Genomic DNA, 23874 nt, shown 5'->3' on the forward strand with positions numbered 1-23874 from the left:
GGATCGAAACTACGGCGTTGCCTTGTCATGCAAATCTCCTCGGATGGTGGATTGTCCACCTATCGAGGTGTCCGGGCAAATTAGACCACTACAGAATGCGGCCACTACCGGACGTTGAACTTGTAACCCCCTTAAAGAAATTCATGAATATCTCTACGCTCGAAAGCAAAACCATCGCGAAATGGATTGGCATCGTTCTAGGATCAGCGATGTACTTGGGTACCCATGCTGCACCAAGTTCGCCCCCTGAGGAAGGATCTACGTATGAGCAAGTGCGCGCAGCCGTAGATCACTACTTTGAAACCAACCCGAAGCTGCGCCCGGTCGAGCGCTGGCGCGAACTCGTTCCGCAGCCGACTTGCTCAAGCCCAGGCTATCCGCGCGCCGGGTATCGTGAAAAAATGATGGGTACGACTGTGTTGAGCTTCGAAATCGGAGCCGAAGGGGGACACGCGATGAATGTGCACCTGCGAAAAAGTTCCGGTTGGGCGCTCCTTGACGAGGCGGCATTCGTCGCCCTCGCCACTTGCGTGTTCGTACCCGACACGCCGACCACTAAGACTGTGTCATACGTCTTTGGTGAGCAATAGCTAAAAAGGCTCGAATCTCCAAACCGGTGCGCCCGTGTCGGCCACAAGCGCCCCCAAGGATGGAAAATAAAGCAGAATATGGATCAGTCAAAAATCATTTATTTTCAAGAAACGTACTCCCGACTGAGCGATGATGAACTTGCTTATCTCATTGCCACCCGGAGCGACTCTCTAGTTGAGGAAGCGCGTATCGCATTGTCCAAGGTACTCGACACGCGGGACTTGAAAAATATTCAAACAGAGATTAAGTCGACGGTGGAAGACCTAAATAGTCAAGCCGAATTCGAATCTGAGCGTGCGCAGCAGCAAAAGCTGCAACGTTCCACTCGAAAAGCATTTCACGCGTTCTGTGCACTCTTCTTCATCGTGGGTGTTGGATTATTAGTCTTCGGCGACAACGAACGTGGCCCAATCCTTGTCGCGGCTGGTCTTGTTGCATCCGCATTATTTGAACTTCGTCGACTTGCAGGTAAATATATTGTCGCCCTTTTCAAGATGAATTAGTGGCGGGAAAAATTTCGGATTGATTAGGGACGAATAACGCGAAGGTCCGAAATGGGGTGCGGATTCAATCGGTCGTCGCAACACTCTAACCCAAATGCATAAGCATGAGGAGTGTTGATCATGAAACAGAGACCCCGGATCTATTACACCGCAAGTCAGAAAGCCTTGATGTGGGATCGCTGGAAGCAAGGTGATTCCCTTCAGACGATTGCGCAGTTGTTCAATCGAAACCACTCATCGATCCAGCATATTTTTGAGCGAACAGGCGGTATCCGTCCAGCGGAACGCTGCCGATCCGCACGCGCCTTGACACTATCTGAACGCGAAGAAATATCGCGCTCGGTCATCACAGGAGAATCGGTGCGCGCACTTGCGCGGCGCTTGCGACGCGCACCATCGACGGTCAGCAGGGAAATCAACCGCAATGGTGGTCGCTCGGCATATCGCGCCGTGCAGGCCGATCAGCATGCTTGGGATCAGGCGCGTCGCCCCAAACCTTGTAAGCTGGTTGAGAGTCCAAGCCTGGCCGAACTGGTCGCCGATAAGCTCTAGCTAGATTGGTCACCTGAGCAGATCGCTGGATGGCTCAGGCATATGTTCCCGAGTTCGCAGGGGGATTACGTGTCGCACGAGACGATTTACCGCAGCCTCTACATCCAGGCGCGTGGAGCGCTGAAGAAGGAACTGCTGGAGCATCTGCGCAAGACTCGGGCCATGCGCCGCTCCCGTCATCACTCTCAGAAGACCGATAACCACGGCAGGATCAAGGATGCCATTTCGATTAGCGAGCGTCCTGCATCCGCAGCCGACCGGGCGATCCCTGGGCATTGGGAAGGCGATCTGCTGTTTGGTACTCATAACAGTCAAATCGCCACGCTCGTCGAGCGTCAGACGCGCTACGTTATGCTGGTCAAGGTAGCGGGCAAAGACACGCAAACTGTCGTAAACGCGTTGATTCAACACGCCATGAAACTGCCACAGGAACTCTACAAATCCCTGACGTGGGATCGAGGTAAAGAGCTCGCCGATCACAAGCGATTCAAGTTGGCGACCGATATCCAAGTGTACTTCTGCGATCCGCAAAACCCTTGGCAGCGCGGTTCCAATGAAAACACCAACGGCTTGCTTCGGCAGTATTTCCCCAAGGGGCTTGATCTGTCAGACTATTCACAAGGCCAGCTCGACGCGGTGGCGAATCGACTGAACGGTCGGCCAAGAAAGACGTTAGACTATGAAACTCCAGCGCAACGATTTGAACGATGTGTTGCATTGACCGATTGAATCCACAGGCGTAAGCCGACCATCGATCCAGCTGACGCCGCGAAATTTATCAACGTCTTCGGCACATAAAGCGCATTCTTGTGTTTTTCTGCGCCACATCGCGTGGCGGGGTGCGACACAGATAATGAAAAACGCCGTCAAAATCACCGCCGGCCTTTTCACTATCCATGTCGCCCGACATGCTTGGCTTAAAACCCGATGCGGAAGCTGGACGCGATCGAGGTCGGCAAACCGGCCGGCAACGCGATCACCAGGCCGTCGTCTTGCTGCGTCCACTTCAACGCCGCCTTACTGCCCAGCAAGGTGACGTTTTTGACGGGCCGGCTCTCCAACGCCGATTTTTTGCCCAGCGACGCGATGCGCACCTGGCCCGCCGGTTCGCCCATGGTGATGGCGTACAGGTCGCCGGCCTTGGTCGTGAAGCGGATATCGGCGGCCGTGTAGGCGGTGTTTTCCTTGAAGTGCCCCGAGGCCGCCTTGGTCGGCCCTTCGCCGAAGATCTTCCACGGCCGGGTGCCGTAGATCGCGTCGCCGTTGACCTCCATCCAGGCGGCCATCTCGGCGACGAATTGCCGGCATTCGGGCGGCAGGCTGCCATCCGGGTACTGGACCACGTTCAACAGCAGATTGCCGTTCTTGCTGACGATGTCGGCCAGCATGTAGACCACGTCGGCGGTCTTCTTGTATTTGTACCCTTCGCTGTAGAACCAGTCGCCGATCGAGGTGTCGGTCTGCCACGGCTGCGGATTGATGCCTTCCATGACGCCGCGCTCGACGTCCTGCACGCCCGCCTTGCGCAGGAACTCGCCGGAACCGATGTCCTTGTGGTTGTACACGGCTTCGAGCTTGCCCTGGTGGGCGGCCATGTTGCGGTTATAGAATTCCGACACCATGGTGCGGCCCACCACGCCGAACGGAATGCCGCCGTCGGTGTACAACAGGTCCGGCTGGTATTGGGTCAGCAGGTCGGTGACGCGGTCGTACCATTCCCGATGCCAGGCCGGACTCTTGGCGTACCAGGAATTGCCATTGTCAGCGTACGGTTCCTGGTGGGCCGGGTGGTACAGGTCGGCGAAGGCGGGATCGGCGCCGTCGTAGGGCACGCCCTGTTGCGGGCCCTTGGGATCGGCGCCGTGGCTGGTCGACCACCACGCATAGCTGGCGCCCAGATGCTCCGAGACGCCGAAGCGCAGGCCGGCCGCCAGCGCGGCGTCGCGCCAGGCGCCGACGATGTCGCGCTTGGGCCCCATCTTGACGGCGTTCCAGCGATGGTGTTTCGAGTTCCACAGGTCGAAATTGTCGTGGTGGACGCCCATCGAGACGAAGTACCGGGCCCCGGCCCGCTTGTACAAGGCCATCAGCGCTTGCGGATCGAATTTCTCGGCCTTCCACAGCGGGATGATGTCCTTGTAGCCGGCCTTGCTGGGGTGGCCGTAGTTTTTCAGGTGGTGCTCATATTGCGGCGAGCCGTACATGTACATATTGCGGGCGTACCAGTCGCCCGCGCGCGGCACCGACTGCGGCCCCCAGTGCGACCAGATGCCGAACTTGGCATCGCGGAACCAGTCCGGGGCCGTGTAGGTGTTAAGCGATTCGGCCTCCGGCATGAACGGGGCCGGCGCGGCCGCGGCGGCCATCATGCACAGCGCGGCACAGGTGGCGAGCAAGGTTTTTTTCATGGGTCTCCTGAATTGGTTTTTTTATGTATGTTGAAAGGCGTCGAGGTCCCGCTCAATCCATATGGAAGACGGCGGGCATCATCGCCCAGTGCTCGCCCTCGGCGCGGCTGGCCAGCGGCACTTGGCACGGCGAGCAGAAGGTCCACCAGCGTTGCGTCTCCGGGTCGGCCGCGACGGCGCGCATGTCGGCCTCGAAATCGCTGCCGTGGTATTCCCAATAGCCGAACAACAAGTTCTCCGGCTCGCGCAGGAAGATGGTGTAGTTGCGCACGTTGGCGGCGGCCAGCGTGGCCAGCACCTGCGGCCACACGGCCGCGTGCAGGGCCTTGTATTCGTCGATCTTGCCGGCCTCTATGCCGATCACCATTCCCATCCGTTCCATCGTCCGTCCTTGTTGTTTGATAAAAAAGCCGCAGCGCGCGATCAGGCGTTGAGCGTGATGAAGCCGCCGTCGATCGGATAGTCGCTGCCGGTGATGAACGCCGCCTCGTCGCTGCACAGGTACAGCGCCAGCGCCGCCACCTCTTCCGGCCGCGCCATGCGGCCGATCGGCTGCGTCTTCGACAGCCGCTCGAACATCTCGGCCTCCCGGCCCGGATAGTTCTTGGCCAGGAAACCGTCGACGAACGGCGTGTGCACGCGCCCCGGCGAGATCGAATTGCAGCGGATGCCGTCCTGCAGATAGTCCTTGGCCACCGACAAGGTCATGGCCATCACCGCGCCCTTGGCGGTGGAATAGGCGAAGCGCTCCGGCACCGCCACCCACGCCGCCACCGAGGCCATGTTGAGAATGACGCCGCCGCCGTTTTCCTTCAGCAGCGGGATGGCCGCGTGCAGGCAGTTGTAGGCGCCCTTGACGTTGACGCCGATGACGCGGTCGAAGTCCTCCTCGGCGGTGTTGTCGGCCTTGCCCACGTGGGCCACGCCGGCGTTGTTGATCAGGATGTCGATCGGCCCGATCGCCGCGAAGCAGGCGCGCACCTCGGCCTGGCGGGTGACGTCGCAGGCCTGGGCGGCGCCCTGGCCGCCCGCCTCGCGGATCTCGGCCAGCACCTGCGCGCCGGCGGCCTCGCCGATGTCGAGGATGTGGACCTTCGCGCCACGGCGCGCGAACAGCAGCGCGATGGCGCGGCCGATGCCGCTGCCGCCGCCGGTGATGACGGCGGTTTTGCCGGTCAGTTCAAACATGGGTCAGTGCTCCTGTCGAGGTGGCGGCGACGGCCGGCCGCGCCTCGCGCGCCACGGCGCGGGCGAACCAGCCGATCACGAGAAAGCACAGCAGCGGCGCCGCGTAGCCGTATTGAAGATTGTGGGTGGCGTCGCTGATGGCGCCGAACAGCAGCGGCAGCACGGCGCCGCCGACGATGGACATGATGATCAAGCTGCTGCCCATCTCGGTGTCCGCGCCGGCGCCCTCGATGCCGAGCGAGAAGATGGTGGGGAACATGATCGACATGAAAAAGGCGATGCCGATCACCGCCGCCAGGCTGGCCACGCCGCTGGCGAACATGGCGACCGCGCACAGCGCCACGCAGGCCGCCGCGTAGCCCAGCAACAGGCGCGCCGGCGCGATGTATTTCATCAGGCAGGTGCCGGCGAAGCGGCCGACGACGAACGCGGTGCCGCAGCCCCAGCCCAGGTAGTCGGCCGCCGCGATCTGCGACACGCCGGCCGCCTTGGCCGCGTACAGGATGAAAAAGCTGAACACGCACACCTGGGCGCCTACATAAAAGAACTGGGCGACGACGGCGCGCCGGATCGGCGCGCGCCGCAGCGCCCGCATCACCGCGCCCTTGGCCGGCGCCGCGTGGGCAGAGGAGGACGCCGCGCCGACGGCCGGCACCTTGAGGAAGAAGAACACCACCGCGATGGCGACGATAACCAGCGCGATCGCCAGATACGGCCCCTTGACGCTGGCCGCCTCCGCCGCCAGCGCCGCCTGCCGCGCGCCGTCGGACATGGCCGCCAATTGCGCGTCGCTGGCGCCGTCGACCAGGATCACGCGGGCGCCGGCGATGGGCGCGAGCATGGCGGCCAGGCCGTTGAACGATTGCGCCAGGTTCAAGCGCTGGGTGGCCCGTTGCGGATCGCCCAGCAGCGTCACATACGGATTGGCCGCCGTTTCCAGCACGGTCAGCCCGCAGGCGATGACGAACAGCGCACCCAGGAAAAACACGTAGCGCCGCGTGTCGGCCGCCGGAATGAACAGCAGCGCGCCAATGGCGAACAGCGCCAGCCCGCACAGCATCGCGTTCTTGTAGCCGGCCTTGCGGATCAGCAGGCCGGACGGCAGCGCCATCACGAAATACGCGATGAACACCGCCGAATCGACCAGCGCCGATTGCAGCACGGTCAGGCTGAACGACCGCCGCAGATGGGGTATCAGGATCGGGTCGAGATTATGGACGAAGCCCCACATGAAAAACAGCGAGGTGATCATCACGAAGGCGAACTTGTAGGTCCGCCGTGCGGGTTGGTCGGTCATGGGCTTGGTGTCTCCGTGTGCGGCGCTTGTCTTTTTTTTTCGCGCCTGTGATTTTTAGCCGTCGATCAGCTCCGGGTTCCAGGCGTGGACGGTCTGGTTTTGCTGGCCCAGGCCTTCGATGCCGAGCGCCATGCTGTCGCCCGGGCGCAGGTAGACCGGCTCCGGCTTTTGCCCCAGGCCGACGCCGGGCGGCGTGCCGGTGCTGATCACGTCGCCCGGGTTGAGCGTCATGAAGCGGCTGATGTAGCTGACCAGGTGGGCCACCGTGAACACCATCGTGCGCGTGTTGCCGGTCTGGTAGCGCTTGCCGTTGACATCTAGCCACATGGACAGGTTCTGCGGATCGGGCACCTCGTCGGCGGTGACCAGCCACGGACCGACCGGGCCGAAGGTGTCGCAGCCCTTGCCCTTGTCCCACGTGCCGCCGCGCTCGAGCTGGTACTCGCGCTCGGACAGGTCGTTGACCACGCAATAGCCGGCCACGTGGTCGAGCGCGCGGTCGATCTCGACATAGCGCGCGCGGGTGCCGATCACCACGCCCAGCTCCACCTCCCAGTCGCTCTTGAGCGAGTCGCGCGGCAGCACCACCGGATCGTTGCAGCCGATGATGGCGCTGGTGGCCTTGGTGAACAACACCGGCTCGGACGGCACCTCCATGCCCGATTCGGCCGCGTGGTCCGAGTAGTTCAGGCCCACGCAAATGAGCTTGCCGATGTCGGCCACGATGGGGGCCATGCGGCCCGGCGCCGCCACGATCGGCAGGCTGTCGGGATCGATCGAGGCCAGCCGGTCCAGCGCGGCCTTGCCGAGGTGCGCCGACGTCAGGTCCGGCAGCACGGCCGACAGGTCGCGCACCCTGCCCTGGGCGTCGCACAGACCGGGTTTCTCGTGGCCCTTGGGGCCGAAGCGTAACAATTTCATTTGATTCCTTTACACGATTTACACGTCACGTCAAAAAGTCGAACCACTCGCGCCGGCGGGCGTCGGCGCCCGGGCGTCGATCAATCCGCGCCCGGCCAGCGACTGCCACAGCGCGGCGGGCAGCGGTTGCGCGAACCATTGCGCGTTCTGGCGCAGCTGGGCCGCGCTTTGCGCGCCGGGAATGCACGACACCACCGCCGGATGGGCCATCGGGAACTGCAGCGCGGCCGCCTGGATCGGCGCGTCGGACCGCGCGCACACCGCCGCGATGGCGTCGACGCGTTCGACGATGTGCGCCGGCGCGTCTTCGTAATTGAATTTCCTGGTGCCGGCCAGCACGCCGGAATTGAACGGCCCACCGATCACGATGCCGACGCCGCGCTGCGCGCAGCGGTCCAGCAGCGGCAGCGCCGCCTGCTCGAGCAGCGTGTAGCGCCCGGCCAGCAGCGCGCAATCGAGATCGCAGACCTCCATCGCCTCGGCCACCGCCTGCCATTCGTTGACACCGAGGCCGATGGCGCCGACCGCGCCCTCGTCGCGCAGCTGCGTCAGCGCGCGAAAGCCGCCGCCGAGCGTCAGCTGCTCCCAGTAGTGCGCGTGCAGCTCGCCGTGCGTGGCGCGGCCGATGTCGTGCACGTACAGGATGTCGACGCGGTCCGTGCCCAGGCGCTGCAGGCTGTCCTCGTGCGAGCGCATGACGCCGTCGTACGAGTAGTCGTAGTGCGGGCGGAACGGCAGCGGCTCGGCCCAGCCGGATTCGCCGGGCAGCACGCCCGGGTCGGGCCGCATCAGGCGTCCCACCTTGGTGCTGAGCACATAGCTGTCGCGCGGACGCGCGCGCAGCGCCGCGCCCAGGCGCCGCTCCGACAAGGTGTAGCCGTAGTAAGGCGCGGTGTCGAAGTAGCGGATGCCCAGGTCCCACGCGGCATCGACGATGGCGCGGGCGTCGGCGTCGCCGACGGCCTGGTACAAGCCGCCCAGCTGGGCGCAACCCAGCCCCATGCCGCTCAGCCAGAGGGCGCGGCGCGGCAGCTTGCGCGGGTCGCCCGCGTGCAGGGTGGCCTCCATGCTAGGCCGCCTTTAACGGGAAGCACCCGGGGCCGGACGCCTCGAACTGTTTATACGTGAGGATGAACTCCTGGTGTCCCAGCGCCTCCGAACAGCTCTGCGCGCCGTTGGCCACGCTCGCCACCAGCGCGACGATCTCGGCGCCGACCTGCTCCAGCGTCGCCTCGCCGTTGAGGATGCGGCCGGCGTTGACGTCCATGTCCTCGGCCAGGCGCTCGTAGGTGGCCGGGTTGGCGCACACCTTGATCACCGGCGCGATCGCCGAGCCGACCACCGAGCCGCGCCCGGTGGTGAACAAGGTGAGGTGGGCACCGCAGGCGATCAGCTCCACGATCTCGGCGTTGTCCGAGATGTTGGGGAAGCCGAAGCGCACCTCGCCGTCCGGCACCACGTCGAGCAGATACAGGCCGCCGCCGTCGGGCTGGTCGCCCGGCTTGAGGATGCCGCTGATCGGCGAGGCGCCGCTCTTGGCGTAGGCGCCCAGCGATTTTTCCTCCTGGGTGGTCAGGCCGCCGTCGGCGTTGCCGGGCGCGAAGCTGCCGTGCCCCAGCACCGTGTAATAGCGCGCCGCCTTGTTGACGCAGGCGACGATGGCCTCGCCCAGCTCCGGCGTGGCGGCGCGCCGCTTCATGTGGAACTCGCAGCCGACCAGCTCCCCCGTCTCCTCGAAGATGCAGGCGGCGCCCGCCTCGACCAGCCGGTCGAAGGCCACGCCGACGGCCGGGTTGGCGGTGATGCCGCTGGTGCTGTCGGAGCCGCCGCAGATGGTGGCCACCACCAGTTCGTCGAGGCCCATCGGCACGCGCTGCTGCGGCGCCAGCGCCTCGCGCGCCCAGCGCACCCATTCGATGCCGTCGGCCACGCTGGCGCGGGTGCCGCGGTTCTGCTGGATGGTCAGCGTGTGCACCGGCCGGCCGCTGGCGGCGGCCTCCTCCTCGAGCCCGCGCCGGTTGAAGCTCTCGCAGCCGAGCGAGACGATCAGCGCGGCACCGACGTTGGGGTGGGTCACCAGGCGCCGCATCATCTTGTCGGCGTAGTCGTTCGGATAGCAGCCGGGGAAGCCGATCAGGTGCACCTCTTCGCCATGGAAGGCGTTGACGATCAGGCGCGCCACGTGGTGCGCGCATTCGACGGTGTAGGCCACGACGACGACGTTGCGGATGCCCTTGCGGCCGTCGGCGCGCGGGTATCCGGTTAGCGCGGGCAGCGCGGGCAAAGAGGCAATGCTCATCAGTGGGTGCTCCCGATGAAGGAATGGCTGTCCGACGCCAAGGTGTAGGTCGGGATGTAGTCGCTGACCAGGTTGTGGGTGTGCAGCATGGCGCCGGGCGCGACGTCGGCCGTCACGGTGCCGATGATGGCGCCGTAACGCAGCACCTTGTCGCCGCGCTTGAGCGCGCCGCGCGCGACCTTGTAGCCCAGCGGGACCGCCTCGGGCAGCACGACGGGCGCGCCGTCGATCTCCAGCGACTCGCCGGCCGCCAGCGGCATGCGGGCGATCAGGCAGTTGTCATCGGGCGACATCAATAGCAGGCGTGGCGCCTGGGTGTTAGGCATGGGTGCTTCCCTCCGGGTTGGCGCGGGGTTAAGTGTTTTCAATATATCGCAAACCGAGGCGGCGTTGGCAATAAATAAGCGAATCAATCAAAAACATAATCGAAAATACAAAATTTAACTTTGTGATGTACGCAATATATCCGATACAATCGGCAAACGCCAACCTCATTTGGAAAAAGCCATGATGAAAACCGTTGTCTGTCCTTCCCCGGGCGCGTTGGAGCTGGTGGAGCGTCCCGTGCCGCAAGCGGGCGCCGGCGAGGTGCTGCTGCGCGTGCGCCGCATCGGACTGTGCGGCACCGACATGCACATCTTCCGTGGCACCCAGCCGTTCCTGCAGTATCCGCGCGTGATGGGACACGAACTGTCCGGCGAGGTGGTCACGGCGCCGGCGGGCGGCGAGCTTTCGCCCGGCGACCAGGTGTACGTGATGCCCTACCTGTCGTGCGGCGCCTGCGTCGCCTGCCGCCAGGGCAAGACCAACTGCTGCACCAACATCCAGGTGCTGGGCGTGCACCGCGACGGCGGCATGGCCGAATACCTGGCGCTGCCGGCGCGCTTCGTGTTCAAGACCGACGGCATCTCGCTGGACGACGCGGCGATGCTGGAATTCCTCGCCATCGGCGCCCACGCGGTGCGCCGCGGCGGCGTGCGGCCCGGCCACAACGTGCTGGTGGTCGGCGCCGGCCCGATCGGCATCGCCGTCGCCCTGTTCGCCCGCCTCAAGGGCGGCAACGTGACGGTGCTCGACCCGCGCGAGGACCGCCTGGCGTTTTGCCGCACCGCGCTCGGCATCGAACAGACGGTGCGCGTGGACGAACATGCCAAGGACAGCGACAAGGCGGCGCTGTCGGCGCTGAGCGGCGGCGAATTCTTCGACGTCGTGTTCGACGCCACCGGCAACGTCAAGGCGATGGAGCGCGGCCTGGAATTCGTCGCCCACGGCGGCACCTACGTGCTGGTGTCGATCGTGCTCGACCGCATCTCCTTCGCCGACCCGGAGTTCCACAAGCGCGAGACCAGCCTGCTGGGCAGCCGCAACGCCACCGCCGAGGACTTCCGCGAGGTGCTGGCGGCGATGAAGGCGGGCCAGGTGCCCACCGGCCTGATGAACACGCACCGCACCACCCTTGCCGAATTCGTCGACGTGCTGCCGCGCTGGATGGACCCGGCCGCCGGCGTCATCAAAGCCATCGTCGAGGTGTAGATGACTGTCCCGATCCTGCAATTCGGCACCAGCCGCTTCCTGCAGGCGCACGTGGACCTGTTCATCCACGAAGCGCTGCAACAGGGGCAGGCGCTGGGCCGCATCGCCGTGGTGCAAACCACCGGCAACGCCGCCAGCGCGCGCAGGGTGGAAGCCTTCAACGCGCCGGGCGGCTACCCGGTGCGCATCCGCGGCCTGGCCGACGGCGCGGCGGTCGAGCGCGAACACCGGGTCACCGCGATCGCGGCGGCGCTGCGCGCGGACCGCGACTGGGCCGCGATCGTCGAACTGGCCGCCACGTCGGTACAAGTGATCGTCTCGAACACCGGCGACCGTGGCTACGAACTGTCCGAGCATGACGCACCCGCGTTGCTGAACGCGGCGACGGCGCCGCGCGGTTTCCCCGCCAAGCTGCTGGTGTTGCTGCACCGGCGCTACCTGCGCGGCGCGGCGCCGCTGACGCTGTACCCGTGCGAACTGGTGGCCAACAACGGCACCGTGCTGCGCGACGTGGTGCGCAAGCTGGCCCGCGACTGGGGGCTCGACAGCGGCTTCATCGCGTATCTGGGCAATGGCTGCGTATGGGTCAACTCGCTGGTCGACCGCATCGTCTCCGAAGCGATCGAGCCGGCCGGCGCGGTCGCCGAGCCGTACGCCATCTGGGTGATCGAAGCGAAAAAGAAGATGGTGCTACCCTGCTCCCATCCGCAGATCGTCGTCACCGACCAATTGGAGCCGTACGAGCGGCGCAAGCTGTTCCTGCTCAACCTGGGCCACACCTTCCTGGCCGAGCACTGGCTGCAGCACCAGCGGCCCGCCGACGAGACGGTGCTGCAGGCGATGTCCCATCCCCGGCTGCGCGCGGAGCTCGAGGCGCTGTGGGAGGAAGAGGTGCTGCCGGTGTTCGACGCGCTCGGCGAGGCCGATGCCGCCCGGGCCTACCTGGCGCAGGTGCGCGACCGCTTGTGCAATCCGTTCCTGGCGCACCGGCTGGCGGACATCGCCCAGAACCACGAGCAAAAGAAGCTGCGCCGCCTGCGGCCGGTGGTGGCGCTGGCCAACGAGCTGCAATTGCCGCTGGCGCAACCGCGCCTGCGCGCGGCGCTGAAACTGGCGGCGGCATGAGCGCGCGCGATCCCGTGCGGGCCGGCCGCGTCGACGCCCACCAGCATTTCTGGCAACTGGCCGCGCGCGCGGGCGCGTGGCCGCCGCCGGAGCTGAGCGCCATCCACCGCGATTTCGGCCCGGACGACCTGGCGCCGCTGCTGGCGCGCCATGGCATCGGCGCCACGGTACTGGTGCAATCGCTGCCCGGCGAGGCCGACACCCGCTTCATGCTGGAGCTGGCGCAGCGCCACAGCTTCATCGCCGCCGTGGTGGGCTGGGTCGACCTGAAGGCGCCCGACGCGCCGCGCCGCATCGCCACCATGGCCGCCCACCCCAGGCTGCGCGGCCTGCGGCCCATGCTGCAGGATCTGGACGACGACGGCTGGATCGACGATCCCGCGCTGGCGCCGGCGGTCGAGGCCATGCTGCGCCACGGCCTGTGCTTCGACGCGCTGGTGCTGCCGCGCCATCTGCCCGCGCTGCTGGCGTTCGCGCGCCGCCATCCGGAGCTGCCGATCGTGATCGACCACCTGGCCAAGCCTGCCATGGGCGCCGTCGCCGACGCCCGCTGGCTGCGCGACATGGCGCTGCTGGCGGCGCTACCGCGGGTGGAATGCAAGCTGTCCGGCATGGTCACCGAGGCGGGTCTTGGCTGGACGGTGGCGCAACTGGCGCCGTATGCGCGCCATGTGCTGGAGGTGTTCGGGCCGGAGCGCGTGATGTGGGGCAGCGACTGGCCGGTGCTGCGGCTGGCCGCCGACTATGCGGACTGGGTCGAGGCCAGCGAGGCGCTGCTGGCGCATCTGTCCCCGGCGCAGCGGGACGCAGTGTTCGGATTGAACGCCACACGCTTCTACGGCATCGCGCGGGGGGCGGCATGAACGGTTTTCAGCCGCAGGCGGCGCGCCAGCCCGAACCGCGCATGTACCGCGTGGTGGCCGAGCGGATACAGGAGCTGATCCGGGAACAGCACCTGGCGCCCGGCGCGCGCCTGCCCGCCGAGCGCGAACTGGCCGCGTCGCTGCGCGTCAGCCGCGCCTCGCTGCGCGAAGGGCTGATCGCGCTGGAGCTGGGCGGCGTGGTCGAAGTGCGCGGCGGCTCCGGCGTGTACGTCTGCGAGCCGGCCGCGTCGCCGGCGGCGCTGCCCGAAGCGGGACCGGGGCCGTTCGAGGTGCTGTCGGCGCGCGGCGTGATCGAGACCGAGGTGGCGGCGATGGCGGCGAAGAACGCCTCGCCCGCCGCGCTGGACGCCATCGACGCGGCCTTGCGCGAGATGGAGCGCAGCCATGAGGACCGCTCCAGCAACGAGCTGGCGGACCGCGAGTTCCACCTCGCGATCGCGCGCGCGACCGGCAACACGGCGCTGGTTGGCGTCATCGACTACCTGTGGCGCCAGCGCAGCAGCCTGTGGCACCGGCTCAAGGAGCACTACCGCACCGAGGAGCTGCGCATGTCGACCTTGCTGGACCACCGGACGATTTTCGCCGCCATCGCCGCGCGCGACGCATCCGGCGCGCGCAAGGCCATGCGCATCCACCTGGCGCGCGTCACGCGCACGTTCGCCGGCGGCGGCGCGTGAATACCCTGTCGTTTAAGCCGCCGGCGGAGCCTGGCGGATTACGCTTCGCTAATCCGCCCTACGTGGTTCAGAAATATCCGGTCATGGCATTGTTCGCAAACCACGGTTGCACGTAGGGCGGATTAGCCGGAACGGCGTAATCCGCCAAGAGCCGCCAATAACTCGTCAACAAGGTTACAGCAACTGATTCAACTTGGTGATCTTGATGTCGGCCACCTCGCCGATGGCCCTGACCAGCTCCAGGAAATGCGGCGTGGCTTCGTGCCGCGCATTCGCCTCGGCGTCCGCCCACGCTTCGAGCATGACGAAGGTGGCCGGATCGCCCAGGTCCTGATGCAGGTCGTAGCGGATGCAGCCCGCCTCCGCGCGGCTCGGCGGCACGATTTGGTCCAGCGCCGAACGCACCAGCAGCTCGGAACCCGGATGGGCGGTAATGGTCGCGACGATGATCAGTTCTGACATGATTTATCCTGTGGAAATGTTTAAACTCCTATAATTGGGGCATTAGGCCAAATGAAAAGGCCCCGCTTCGGCCATCGGCAAAATACCGCGCGGCCGATTTCCGTGGTACCCTTTTGTGTTATCGATAACAAATAGACGGAGACTGAATGGCGAACCTGGGAAGAATCATGCGGGGAGCGGTCGCCGCCGCCGCGCTGGCGTGGTCGCAAGGGAGCGCGCTGGCCGCGCCCCGCTTGCCCGACACCGTGCTGTTCGGCGTCGCCTACTACGACGAGTACACGCCGGTCGACCGCATCGACGAGGACGCGCGCATGATGAAGGCGGCCGGCATCAGCGTCGTGCGCATCGCCGAATCCACCTGGGGCACGCTGGAACGCAGCGAGGGCGTGTTCGACTTCACCCACGTCGACCGCATGCTCGCCGCCTTCGACAAAGCCGGCATCAAGGTCATCGTCGGCACCCCGACCTACGCGATCCCCACCTGGCTGGCGCGCCAGCATCCCGAAGTATTGGTGAGCACGCCCAAAGGCCGCGCCGACTACGGCCCGCGGCAGAACATGGACATCACCAATCCGGACTTCCGCCGCGCCGCCGAACGGGTGATCGTCAAGCTGATCGACCATGTGAAGGACCATCCCGCCGTCATCGGCTACCAGGTCGACAACGAGACCAAGGCCTACTTCACCAGCGGGCCGAACGTGCAAGCGGCCTTCGTCGCGGCCATGCGCAAGCAGTTCCCCGACCTGGCGCAACTCAATAAAGCCTTTGGCCTCGATTACTGGAGCAACCGCATCAACAGCTGGGAGGACTTCCCGTCCGTCAACGGCTCCATCAACGCCAGCCTCTCCAACGCCTTCGCCGAGTTCCAGCGCGGCCTGGTCACCGACTACCTGGCCTGGCAGGCCGGCCTGGTGCGGGCGCACGCCCGGCCGGACCAGTTCATCACGCAGAACTTCGACCTGGGCTGGAAGGACCACTCGTACGGCGTGCAGCCCGAGGTCAACCACTGGGAGGCCGCCAAGCCGCTGGACATCGCCGGCGTCGACATCTACCACCCCAGCCAGGACCAGCTGACCGGCACCGAGATCGCTTTCGGCGGCGACCTGACGCGCTCGCTGCGCAACGGCCAGAACTACCTGGTGATGGAGACCCAGGCGCAGGGCTTCCCGCACTGGACGCCCTACCCGGGCCAATTGCGCCTGCAGGCGTTCAGCCACCTGGCCAGCGGCGCCAACATGGTCGCCTACTGGCACTGGGCCACCACCGCCAACGCCATCGAAACCTACTGGCGCGGCGTGCTGTCGCAGGATTACCAGCCCAACGAGGTGTACGCCGAGGCGGCGACGATCGGCGCCGACCTGCGCCGGTTGGGACCGAAGCTGGTCAACCTGCGCAAGAAAAACCAGGTCGCGCTATACGTCAGCAACACCGCGCAGGCCGGCTTCGATGCCTTCAAAGTCAACGCCGAGGGCAAGTCGATCGGCTACAACCAGGCCGTGCGCCCCTATTACGACGCGCTGTACCGGATGAACATCGAGGCCGACATCCTGTCGCCGTCGTCCACGGCCGCGCTGTCGGACTACAAGCTGATCGTGGTGCCGTCGCTGTACGCGGCCAGCGACGCCGAGATCGCCCGGCTCAACGCCTACGCCAAGGCCGGCGGCCGCGTGCTGTACACCTTCCGCAGCGGCTTCTCGGACGAGCACACCAAGGTGCGCTACGCGCTGCAGCCGGGCGCCATCAGCGAGGCGGCCGGGGTGCGCTACAGCCAGTTCACCAACCCGGCCGGCGTGACGCTGGACGGCGATCCGTTCGGCGTCGGCAAGCAGGACAACCAGGCCCGCTGGTGGATGGAGTTCCTGACGCCGACCACCGCCAAGGTGCTGGCGCGCTACAAGCATCCGTCGTGGCCCGGCTACGCCGCCGTCACGCGCAACGCCTACGGCAGCGGCGAGGTGACGTACGTCGGCTTCATGCCGAGCGACGCGGTGATCGAAAAAATCGTCGCGCAACAGGTCGCGCGCGCCGGCATCGCGTTGCCGAAGGCGCGCTATCCGCTCATCGTCCGCGGCGGCACGCTACAGAACGGCAACCGGGTGCGTTACTTGCTAAACTATTCAGCCAAGCCGCAGCGCCTGGCCTATGGCGACGCGGGCGGCACGGAACTGCTGTCGGGACGGCCGGTGCGGCGCGGGCAGACGCTCGAGCTCAAGCCCTGGGGCGTGGCGATCGTCGAGGAACACTGACGCCGCCGCGCAGTGCCGGCCGCCATCCACGCAACGACTTTCGAGGAGCACACATGGCTGCATCGAACGCAATACGGGTCGGCATCGGCGGCTGGGATTTCGCGCCGTGGCGCGAGACGTTTTATCCGAAGGACGTGCCGCAAAAGAAGGCGCTCGAATACGCCAGCCGGCAGGTCACCAGCATCGAAATCAACGGCACCTTCTACCGCACCGCCAAGCCCGAACACTTCGCCGCGTGGAACGCGCAGACGCCGGACGATTTCATTTTCTCGGTCAAGGCCAGCCGCTACGCCACCAACCGCAAGGTGCTGGGCGAGGCCGGCGAATCGATCGAGCGCTTCATCGGCAGCGGCCTGGCCGAACTGGGCGACAAGCTCGGCCCCCTGCTGTGGCAGCTGGCGCCAACCAAGCAGTTCGATCCCGACGACCTGGAGGCGTTCTTCAAACTGCTGCCGGCAAAACTGGGCGCGCGCAAGCTGCGCCACGTGCTCGACACCCGCCACGACAGCTTCATGTGCGCCGACTACGTCAAGCTGGCGCGCAAGTACAAGGTCGCCACCGTGTTCACCGACTCGCCCAAATTTCCCTCCTTCGCCGACGCCACCGGCGACTTCGTCTACGCCCGCCTGATGAACGCGCAAAGCGACCAGCCCACCGGCTACACCAAGCCCGCGCTGAAGAAATGGGCGGCCGTCGCGCAGCAGTGGCAGGCCGGCGCGGCGCCGCCGGATCTGCCCTACGTGGGGCCGGCCAAGGACGGCGCCAAGGAGCGCGCGGTGTTCGTCTACTTCATCAACGGCGCCAAGGAGCGCGCGCCGGCCGCCGCCCTGCACTTGCTCGGACTGCTTTAATTGAACGCGAATTGAATGCTCGCCGTTGCTCTTGGTAAAATACGTCTTTGGGCGCTGCCCGCATACGCATTTGAAACGCATTTGAAACGCATTTGAAAGTTACACATGAGCTCATCCAACGCATTCGCCGGCAGCCTGTTCATGGTGGTGGCGCCATCGGGCGCCGGCAAGTCGACGCTGGTCAACGCGCTGCTGGCGCAGGAACCGACGATCAAGCTGTCGATTTCGACCACCACGCGCGCGCCGCGTCCGGGTGAAACCCACGGCAAGGAATACTACTTCACCACCGCCGAGGATTTCGTCGCGCGCGCCGACGCCGGCGAGTTCCTGGAGTGGGCCGAGGTGCACGGCAATTACTATGGCACCTCGCGCATCATGGTCGAGCAGCAGATGAAGACCGGCACCGACATCCTGCTCGAAATCGACTGGCAGGGCGCGCGCCAGGTCAAGAAGCAATTCCCGCACGCGGCCGGCATTTTCATCCTGCCGCCGTCGATCGACGCGCTCGAACAACGGTTGAAAAAACGCGCCACCGACGAGGCCCACGTGATCACGCGCAGACTGCTGGCGGCGGGCGGCGAAATCGCCCACGCTCCCGAGTTCGAGTATGCTATTATCAATGAAGAATTCGCAGTCGCCCTGTCCGAACTGACGGCGATTGTCAGAGCGGCCCGTTGCCGGTTTGCGCAACAAGCGGCACGCAACACCTCGCTATTTGCCCAATTGGGTATCCACGCTGAATAAATACACAAGATTTTAGGAGTTAAGATGGCCCGTATTACTATCGAAGATTGTTTGAAAACCATTCCGAACCGTTTCCAGCTGACCCTGGCCGCGACCTACCGCGCACGCCAGCTGCTGCAAGGCCACACCCCGAAGGTCGAAGCCAAGGACAAGCCGACCGTCGTCGCGCTGCGCGAAATCGCCGCCGGCAAGGTGGGTCTGGAAATGTTGAAAAAGGTCCCAATGTAAGTTGGGCCCGCGTTCCCGAACAATGTGAATGATGCGGTTTCGCAGCAGTAGAGCAACAGCGCACGCCATCAGGTAGTATTTACATTGACATTCTCATTACGACGGAACGCACACGTATGAATCTGATCCCCGCCGATCCGACATTAAGCGGCAAGCCCCGGTCCAAGCAACCGGGCAAGCAGCCGGCCAAAGCGCCGGCCGCAGCCACGTCGGGCGCCAACGCGGGCGACAGCACTGCCTCCACCATCGCCTCTTCCGCGCCAGCGCCCGTCCCCCCCGTGATTTCCTCGTCGCCCCTGGCCACGCCCACCCTGACCGCCGGCGTCGCCTCGGTCACGCACCTGACCGAAAAACTGGCCGAGTACATGACGCCCGCCGACCTCAAAAAGGTCAAGGAGGCGTACCGCTTCTCGGACGAGATGCACCTGGGGCAGGTGCGCAAGTCGGGCGAGCCGTATATCTCGCATCCGATCGCCGTGGCCGAGATCTGCGCCGACTGGAAGCTCGACGCGCAAGCCATCATGGCCGCGCTGCTGCACGACGTGATGGAGGACCAGGACGTCAAAAAGGACGAGTTGATCGAGCGCTTCGGCGCGCCGGTCGCCAACCTGGTCGACGGCTTGTCGAAGCTGGAAAAAATCGAGTTCCAAAGCCAGATCGAGGCGCAGGCGGAGAACTTCCGCAAGATGCTGCTGGCGATGGCCTCGGACGTGCGCGTGATCCTCATCAAGCTGGCCGACCGGCTGCACAACATGCGCACGATGGAGGTCATGGCGCCGGCCAAGAAGGCGCGCATCTCCAGCGAGACGATGGAAGTGTACGTGCCGATCGCGCACCGCCTGGGCCTCAACAACATCTACCGCGAGCTGCAGGACTTGTCGTTCTCGCATCTGTACCCGCTGCGCTACCGAACCCTGGCCAAGGCGGTGAAGGCGGCGCGCGGCAACCGCCGCGAGGTGGTGTCGAAGATCCTCGACTCGGTCAAGACCACCTTGCAGATCGCCGACATCGAGGCGGAGGTCTACGGCCGCGAAAAAACCCTGTACGGCATCTACAAGAAGATGCGCAGCAAGCACCTGTCGTTCTCGCAGGTGCTCGACGTCTACGGCTTCCGGGTGGTGGTCGACAGCTTCCCCAATTGCTATGTGGCGCTGGGCACCCTGCACTCGCTGTACAAGCCGATGCCGGGCAAGTTCAAGGACTACATCGCGATCCGCAAGTTGAACGGCTATCAGTCGCTGCACACGACCTTGATCGGCCCTTACGGCACGCCGGTCGAGTTCCAGATCCGCACCCAGGAGATGCACCGCACCGCCGAATCGGGCGTGGCCGCGCACTGGCTGTACAAGAACGGCGAATCGAACCTGTCGGACCTGCAGCAGCGCACCCACGCGTGGCTGCAGTCGCTGCTCGACATCCAGCAGCAGACCGGCGACTCGGCCGAATTCCTCGAACACGTCAAGGTCGACCTGTTCCCCGATTCGGTGTACGTGTTCACGCCCAAATCGAAGATCATCGCGCTGCCGCGCGGCGCCACGCCGATCGACTTCGCGTACTCGATCCACACCGGCATCGGCGACCACACGGTGGCGGTCAACATCAACAACGAGCCGGCCTCGCTGCGCACGGAGCTGCGCAACGGCGACATCGTCGAAATCGTCACCGATTCGACCTCGCGTCCCAGCCCGACGTGGCTGTCGTTCGTCCGCACCGGCAAGGCGCGTTCGGCGATCCGCCACCACCTGCGCACCATCAACCTGCCCGAATCGATCACGCTCGGCCAGCAGCTGCTGTCACAGGCGTTGACGTCGCTGGGCATGAGCGCCGACCTGGAAGAGCACCTGATCGAGCGGCTGCTCAACGAATCGAGCGCCAAGTCGCTCGACGAGCTGTATGCCGACATCGGCATCGGCAAGCGCATGGCGGCGCTGGTGGCGCGCCACATCTTCGGCCTGCGCGGCGGCGAATCGGCCAGCGCGCCGGTGGACCACAACAGCGCGGCCGAACTCGATCCGGTGACGATCTGCGGCAGCGAGGGCGTGTCGGTGCAACTGGCGCCGTGCTGCCTGCCGATTCCGGGCGACTCGATCGTCGGCCAGCTGCGGCGCGACCAGGGGCTGCTGGTGCACACCAATGACTGCACGCTGGCCAAGCGCCAGAAGATCAAGGAGCCGGACCGCTGGATCGCGGTCAAGTGGGGCACGGAGTTGAACCGCCGCTTCGACAGCCGCATCAAGCTATTGATCAACAACGAAAAAGGCATCCTGGCGCGGGTGGCTGCGGAGATCGGCGAGTCCGACGCCAACATCACGTATGTGGGCATGGACGAGGACAAGGAACACGTGCTGCACCAGTTGCGCTTCACGATCCAGGTCAAGGACCGCGTGCATCTGGCGGGGCTGCTGCGCAACGTGCGCCGCGTGGCCGGCGTCAACCGCATCCTGCGCGAGCGCAGCTAGACCCGCACAGCCAGCCGGGGTCGTACCCCGTGCGGGGTACGACCCCATGTGGTAACGCATGCGTATCGCTAAGCGCTGGCGGGTTTGACCTTACAACGTCCGCTCCGCGTTGATGGCGGACCTTATCCGCGCGATCGCAACGTCGTCTGCCATCGGCTCTCCGATCAATCGAAGATATGCCAGACGGCGCGCAGCGGGACTCACGCCCAATCGCTGATACAGCAGGTGCGGTGTCACAATGCCATCATCCCTTCCCTCTGCATTGCAACGATAGCTAGACCAGCGATAATGGCCCGGATATCTCACCATTCCGGCGCGCACCGGGTTCAGCTCTATGTACCGCTGGCACGTCAAAAAATAATCCTCCGTCTGCACGACGCAGCTCTTATATCGTCCCTGCCAAACCGCGCCGCAACGCCGATAGCGATGGTTGAAATACTGCGCATAGTTTTGTGTCGTCGATTTCATCAAGCACGCAAGTGATTTGGCATCGACGACCGAAAGCAGAAGGTGTACGTGATTCGTCATCAAGACGTAAGCATGGATACGTGCTTGACTGGCGCGGGACTGCAGTTGTAGCCAGTTCAGAAACTTCCGGTAGTCGTCTTCGACGAGAAAACATGGCTGCCGATCATGACCACGCTGAATGATGTGCAATGGCACCTCGGGCAAGACGAGTCGGTGGCGGCGCGGCATGTGAGTCATCCGTAGGTTTAACCCGGCAAAGGTATCAGTCCGGTGGCCGGGCCAACGTGACTTTTATCAAACGGCGCTAAACCCGCACGGCCGTGCGGGGACTCGGCGTCCCCGTCGTACCCCACCGGGGTACGACCCCTAAGCGGTGAAGCATGCGTATCGCTAAAAGCTGGCGGGTTTCACGGCGACATAAGCCTTATTTGGCCACCGGATCATACCAATACGCCTTGTTCGACAGCGGCGTCAGCGGCGGCAGCATGGGATTCTCCAACTTGAAAATGCGCCGTTTGCGCAATCCCACCTTCTCGATCAACCCATCGTAGGACTGATGAAACAGCCGGTCCAGGCGGCCGTCGGTGCTCAGCAACCGCATGCCGTATTCGAGCCGCCGGGCCAGCCGCTGCTCGCCCGGCGCGACAAAGAAATAGCGCGCCAGCGGCATATACAACGCCAGCTCGTCCTCGATGGCGAGCGTCGGGAAGCTCGGGGCGTACGCCTCCCGCTCGAACACCGCCTCCTCCACCGAGCGCGGGAAAAACAAAAAGCGCTCGGCCGCCAGCATCGCTTGCAGGTTGTGGACCGAAACGCCCGTCACGACCTTGAAACCGTTATGGAGCAGCACCGGGGTCGAGCTCCACTGGCGGCCGGACCCCAGCGCCAGCTCGCGCAACTGCGGCAAGCCGCCCACCGCGCTGAACTGGGCCTGGCGGCGGCCGTCGATCAGGAAGATACGGTAGCCTGAAAATCCTTTGTCGATGGGAATGCGGATCGGGATCAGCTTGCGCTCCCATTCCTCGGTGGTGACCTGCGCGGTCAGGTTGACCATGCCGCCCTTGGCCATTTCCTGCATCAGGCGGTCCCGCTCCATGATCAATGGCGTGATGGTCAGCTCGAAGGGGCCGTATTTGTCGGTTGACGCCTCCAGCGCCGCCTTCAGCACGGCCAGCGCGTACCGGTCCCGGTAATCGGGGTTGTTGAAGACAAAATCGCCACGGTAGACATCGAGCGCGCGCGCCGGCTGCGCCCAGCCGACCAGCGCCAGCGCCAGCAGCGCGCACCGGACCAGACGCCGCGCGCGCGCGGGCGCCGAGCGTTCCTGACGCGACTTGGGGACGATTGCCGAGTTCATCTTGGCCATTGTAGCGGCTTCCTCCTTGCGGCCCCGAACCGCTGAGCCAACCCAGGCAGCATAGCTCACTTCTGAGGAAACGGATCATACCAATACGCCTTGTTCGACAGCGGCGTCTGGGGCGACAGGAAGGGGTTGTCCAGTTTAAAGAGGCGGCGCTTGCGCAAGCCGACCTTCTCGATCAGGTCATCGAAGGCATGGTGAAACATCTGGTCGAAGCGGCCATCGGCGATCAACAATTGCAGGCCGTACTCGAGGCGCCGGGCCAGCCGCTCGTGGCCTGGCGCGACGAAAAAATAGCGCGGCAGCGGCATATAAATGGCCAGGCTGGTCTCGATGGCCAGTGCCGGAAACGCCGCCCCGTGCGCCTCCAGCTCAAACACCGCCTCCTCCACCCCGCGCGGAAAATGCACGAAACGGTTCGCCGCAAGCATGCTGTGCAGGCCGGGCGTCGAATTGCCCGGCACGACATCGAAGCCGGCGCGGGTGAACACGGCGGTCGAACTCCATTGCCGGCCGGCGCCCAAGGACAAGGCCTTCAACTGCGTCAGATTGGTCAGCGCGCTGAACTGGGCCTGGCGGCGGCCGTCGATCAGCGAGATCCGGTAGCCGGACAAGCCCTTGTCGATCGGGATGCGGATCGGGATGAGCTTACGCTCCCATTCCGGCGAGGAGATCTGCGCGCTCAGGTTGACCAGCTCGCCGTTGACCATTTCCAGCATCAGGCGGTCGCGCTCCATGGCCAGCGGCGAGATGTTGAGCTCGTAAGGGCCGTATTTGGCGCTGGAGGCCTGCAACGCCGCCCGCAACAGCTGCAAGGTATAGCGGTCGCGGTAGTCGGGACGGCTGAAGTTGTGGTCGATCGTGTAGGAATCGAGCGCGGTGGCGTGCAGCGGGGAGCCGCACAGCGCCAGCAATGACCACGCCGCCAGCGCACGCCAAACCATGCGACGCGCGATCCAAAGCGTCCCGTCTTCATCCTTTGGGTGCGTTTTTTTAACAATTGCCGTGTTCATTTTGGCTATTGTAACGGCTTTCCAGCCTGGTGCTTCCTTGGGACAAGAGGTGACGCCGGGAAAGC

Annotated in this window: 23 protein-coding genes and 1 pseudogene; 12 read left to right on the top strand and 12 right to left on the bottom strand. The window is 64.9% G+C overall.

Annotation, left to right across the window (positions count from 1 at the left end; translation table 11 throughout):
• The 3 genes and pseudogenes from JOD97_RS30380 to JOD97_RS30390 all read left to right on the top strand — a co-directional run.
• A partial coding sequence (locus JOD97_RS30380; RefSeq protein WP_209726549.1) for an energy transducer TonB occupies nt 1–590 on the top strand: 590 nt, incomplete at its 5' end.
• Between the two features lie 78 nt (nt 591–668).
• The gene (locus JOD97_RS30385; protein WP_209726550.1) at nt 669–1094 is read left to right on the top strand and encodes a hypothetical protein; all 426 of its coding nucleotides are present in this window, start codon (nt 669–671) and stop codon (nt 1092–1094) included.
• A gap of 120 nt (nt 1095–1214) precedes the next feature.
• Nucleotides 1215–2375: pseudogene (locus JOD97_RS30390) on the top strand (IS30 family transposase).
• A gap of 188 nt (nt 2376–2563) precedes the next feature.
• Here the strand turns inward: JOD97_RS30390 and JOD97_RS30395 are convergent.
• Genes JOD97_RS30395 through JOD97_RS30430 form a run of 8 tightly spaced genes read right to left on the bottom strand, consistent with a single transcriptional unit; the run spans nt 2564 to nt 10085 of the window.
• The gene (locus JOD97_RS30395) at nt 2564–4054 is read right to left on the bottom strand and encodes an alpha-L-fucosidase (protein ID WP_209726551.1); all 1491 of its coding nucleotides are present in this window, start codon (nt 4052–4054) and stop codon (nt 2564–2566) included.
• A 52-nt stretch (nt 4055–4106) separates the two neighbouring features.
• Nucleotides 4107–4436 (bottom strand): L-rhamnose mutarotase, encoded by a 330-nt coding sequence (locus JOD97_RS30400; RefSeq protein WP_209726552.1) that lies wholly within the window; start codon nt 4434–4436, stop codon nt 4107–4109.
• Nucleotides 4437–4477: 41 nt separating this feature from the next.
• The gene (locus JOD97_RS30405) at nt 4478–5242 is read right to left on the bottom strand and encodes an SDR family NAD(P)-dependent oxidoreductase (RefSeq protein WP_209726553.1); all 765 of its coding nucleotides are present in this window, start codon (nt 5240–5242) and stop codon (nt 4478–4480) included.
• Complete coding sequence (gene fucP, locus JOD97_RS30410) at nt 5235–6539, bottom strand: L-fucose:H+ symporter permease (RefSeq protein WP_229264845.1); 1305 nt, start codon at nt 6537–6539, stop codon at nt 5235–5237. Before fucP ends, JOD97_RS30405 begins: the two co-directional genes overlap by 8 nt.
• A gap of 54 nt (nt 6540–6593) precedes the next feature.
• Complete coding sequence (locus JOD97_RS30415; protein ID WP_209726554.1) at nt 6594–7460, bottom strand: fumarylacetoacetate hydrolase family protein; 867 nt, start codon at nt 7458–7460, stop codon at nt 6594–6596.
• 30 nt (nt 7461–7490) lie between these two features.
• Nucleotides 7491–8516 carry an aldo/keto reductase gene (locus tag JOD97_RS30420; RefSeq protein ID WP_209726753.1) on the bottom strand — a complete coding sequence of 342 codons (1026 nt, stop codon included), beginning with the start codon at nt 8514–8516 and terminating at the stop codon, nt 7491–7493.
• 13 nt (nt 8517–8529) lie between these two features.
• Nucleotides 8530–9759 carry a UxaA family hydrolase gene (locus tag JOD97_RS30425; protein WP_209726555.1) on the bottom strand — a complete coding sequence of 410 codons (1230 nt, stop codon included), beginning with the start codon at nt 9757–9759 and terminating at the stop codon, nt 8530–8532.
• Nucleotides 9759–10085, bottom strand: a complete 327-nt coding sequence (locus JOD97_RS30430; RefSeq protein ID WP_209726556.1) for a UxaA family hydrolase — start codon at nt 10083–10085, stop codon at nt 9759–9761. Before JOD97_RS30430 ends, JOD97_RS30425 begins: the two co-directional genes overlap by 1 nt.
• A gap of 184 nt (nt 10086–10269) precedes the next feature.
• Between JOD97_RS30430 and JOD97_RS30435 the strand changes: the two genes are divergently transcribed.
• Genes JOD97_RS30435 through JOD97_RS30450 form a run of 4 tightly spaced genes read left to right on the top strand, consistent with a single transcriptional unit; the run spans nt 10270 to nt 13978 of the window.
• A complete protein-coding gene (locus JOD97_RS30435; protein ID WP_209726754.1) occupies nt 10270–11292 on the top strand; it encodes a zinc-binding alcohol dehydrogenase family protein in 1023 nt (340 codons plus the stop codon).
• The gene (locus JOD97_RS30440; protein WP_209726557.1) at nt 11293–12417 is read left to right on the top strand and encodes a mannitol dehydrogenase family protein; all 1125 of its coding nucleotides are present in this window, start codon (nt 11293–11295) and stop codon (nt 12415–12417) included.
• Nucleotides 12414–13280 carry an amidohydrolase gene (locus tag JOD97_RS30445; RefSeq protein WP_209726558.1) on the top strand — a complete coding sequence of 289 codons (867 nt, stop codon included), beginning with the start codon at nt 12414–12416 and terminating at the stop codon, nt 13278–13280. Before JOD97_RS30440 ends, JOD97_RS30445 begins: the two co-directional genes overlap by 4 nt.
• Entirely contained in the window at nt 13277–13978 is a 702-nt protein-coding gene (locus JOD97_RS30450) for a FadR/GntR family transcriptional regulator (RefSeq protein ID WP_209726559.1), read from the top strand. The genes JOD97_RS30445 and JOD97_RS30450 overlap by 4 nt, the downstream gene beginning before the upstream one ends.
• A gap of 174 nt (nt 13979–14152) precedes the next feature.
• On the opposite strand, the gene JOD97_RS30455 is transcribed toward JOD97_RS30450, so the two are convergent.
• Entirely contained in the window at nt 14153–14440 is a 288-nt protein-coding gene (locus JOD97_RS30455; RefSeq protein ID WP_209726560.1) for a putative quinol monooxygenase, read from the bottom strand.
• Nucleotides 14441–14586: 146 nt separating this feature from the next.
• On the opposite strand from JOD97_RS30455, the gene JOD97_RS30460 reads away from it, so the two are divergent.
• From JOD97_RS30460 to JOD97_RS30480, 5 genes are all read left to right on the top strand, one after another.
• Nucleotides 14587–16686: a beta-galactosidase gene (locus JOD97_RS30460; protein ID WP_209726561.1), complete on the top strand. Its 2100-nt coding sequence runs from the start codon at nt 14587–14589 to the stop codon at nt 16684–16686.
• 53 nt (nt 16687–16739) lie between these two features.
• Complete coding sequence (locus tag JOD97_RS30465) at nt 16740–17537, top strand: DUF72 domain-containing protein (RefSeq protein ID WP_209726562.1); 798 nt, start codon at nt 16740–16742, stop codon at nt 17535–17537.
• 105 nt (nt 17538–17642) lie between these two features.
• Nucleotides 17643–18281 (top strand): guanylate kinase, encoded by a 639-nt coding sequence (gene gmk, locus JOD97_RS30470; RefSeq protein ID WP_209726563.1) that lies wholly within the window; start codon nt 17643–17645, stop codon nt 18279–18281.
• A gap of 24 nt (nt 18282–18305) precedes the next feature.
• Complete coding sequence (gene rpoZ, locus JOD97_RS30475; RefSeq protein WP_008451304.1) at nt 18306–18509, top strand: DNA-directed RNA polymerase subunit omega; 204 nt, start codon at nt 18306–18308, stop codon at nt 18507–18509.
• A gap of 116 nt (nt 18510–18625) precedes the next feature.
• Nucleotides 18626–20968, top strand: a complete 2343-nt coding sequence (locus JOD97_RS30480) for a bifunctional (p)ppGpp synthetase/guanosine-3',5'-bis(diphosphate) 3'-pyrophosphohydrolase (RefSeq protein WP_209726564.1) — start codon at nt 18626–18628, stop codon at nt 20966–20968.
• Between the two features lie 90 nt (nt 20969–21058).
• On the opposite strand, the gene JOD97_RS30485 is transcribed toward JOD97_RS30480, so the two are convergent.
• The 3 genes from JOD97_RS30485 to JOD97_RS30495 all read right to left on the bottom strand — a co-directional run bounded on the left by JOD97_RS30485 (nt 21059) and on the right by JOD97_RS30495 (nt 23740).
• On the bottom strand, nt 21059–21664 hold the full coding sequence (locus JOD97_RS30485) for a transposase (RefSeq protein WP_209726565.1): 606 nt from the start codon (nt 21662–21664) through the stop codon (nt 21059–21061).
• A 196-nt stretch (nt 21665–21860) separates the two neighbouring features.
• Complete coding sequence (locus JOD97_RS30490; protein ID WP_229264846.1) at nt 21861–22802, bottom strand: hypothetical protein; 942 nt, start codon at nt 22800–22802, stop codon at nt 21861–21863.
• 56 nt (nt 22803–22858) lie between these two features.
• The gene (locus tag JOD97_RS30495; RefSeq protein ID WP_229264847.1) at nt 22859–23740 is read right to left on the bottom strand and encodes a hypothetical protein; all 882 of its coding nucleotides are present in this window, start codon (nt 23738–23740) and stop codon (nt 22859–22861) included.
• Nucleotides 23741–23874 lie beyond the last annotated feature (134 nt).

This window comes from Duganella sp. 1411, from assembly GCF_017833525.1.
Lineage (GTDB): Bacteria > Pseudomonadota > Gammaproteobacteria > Burkholderiales > Burkholderiaceae_D > Rugamonas.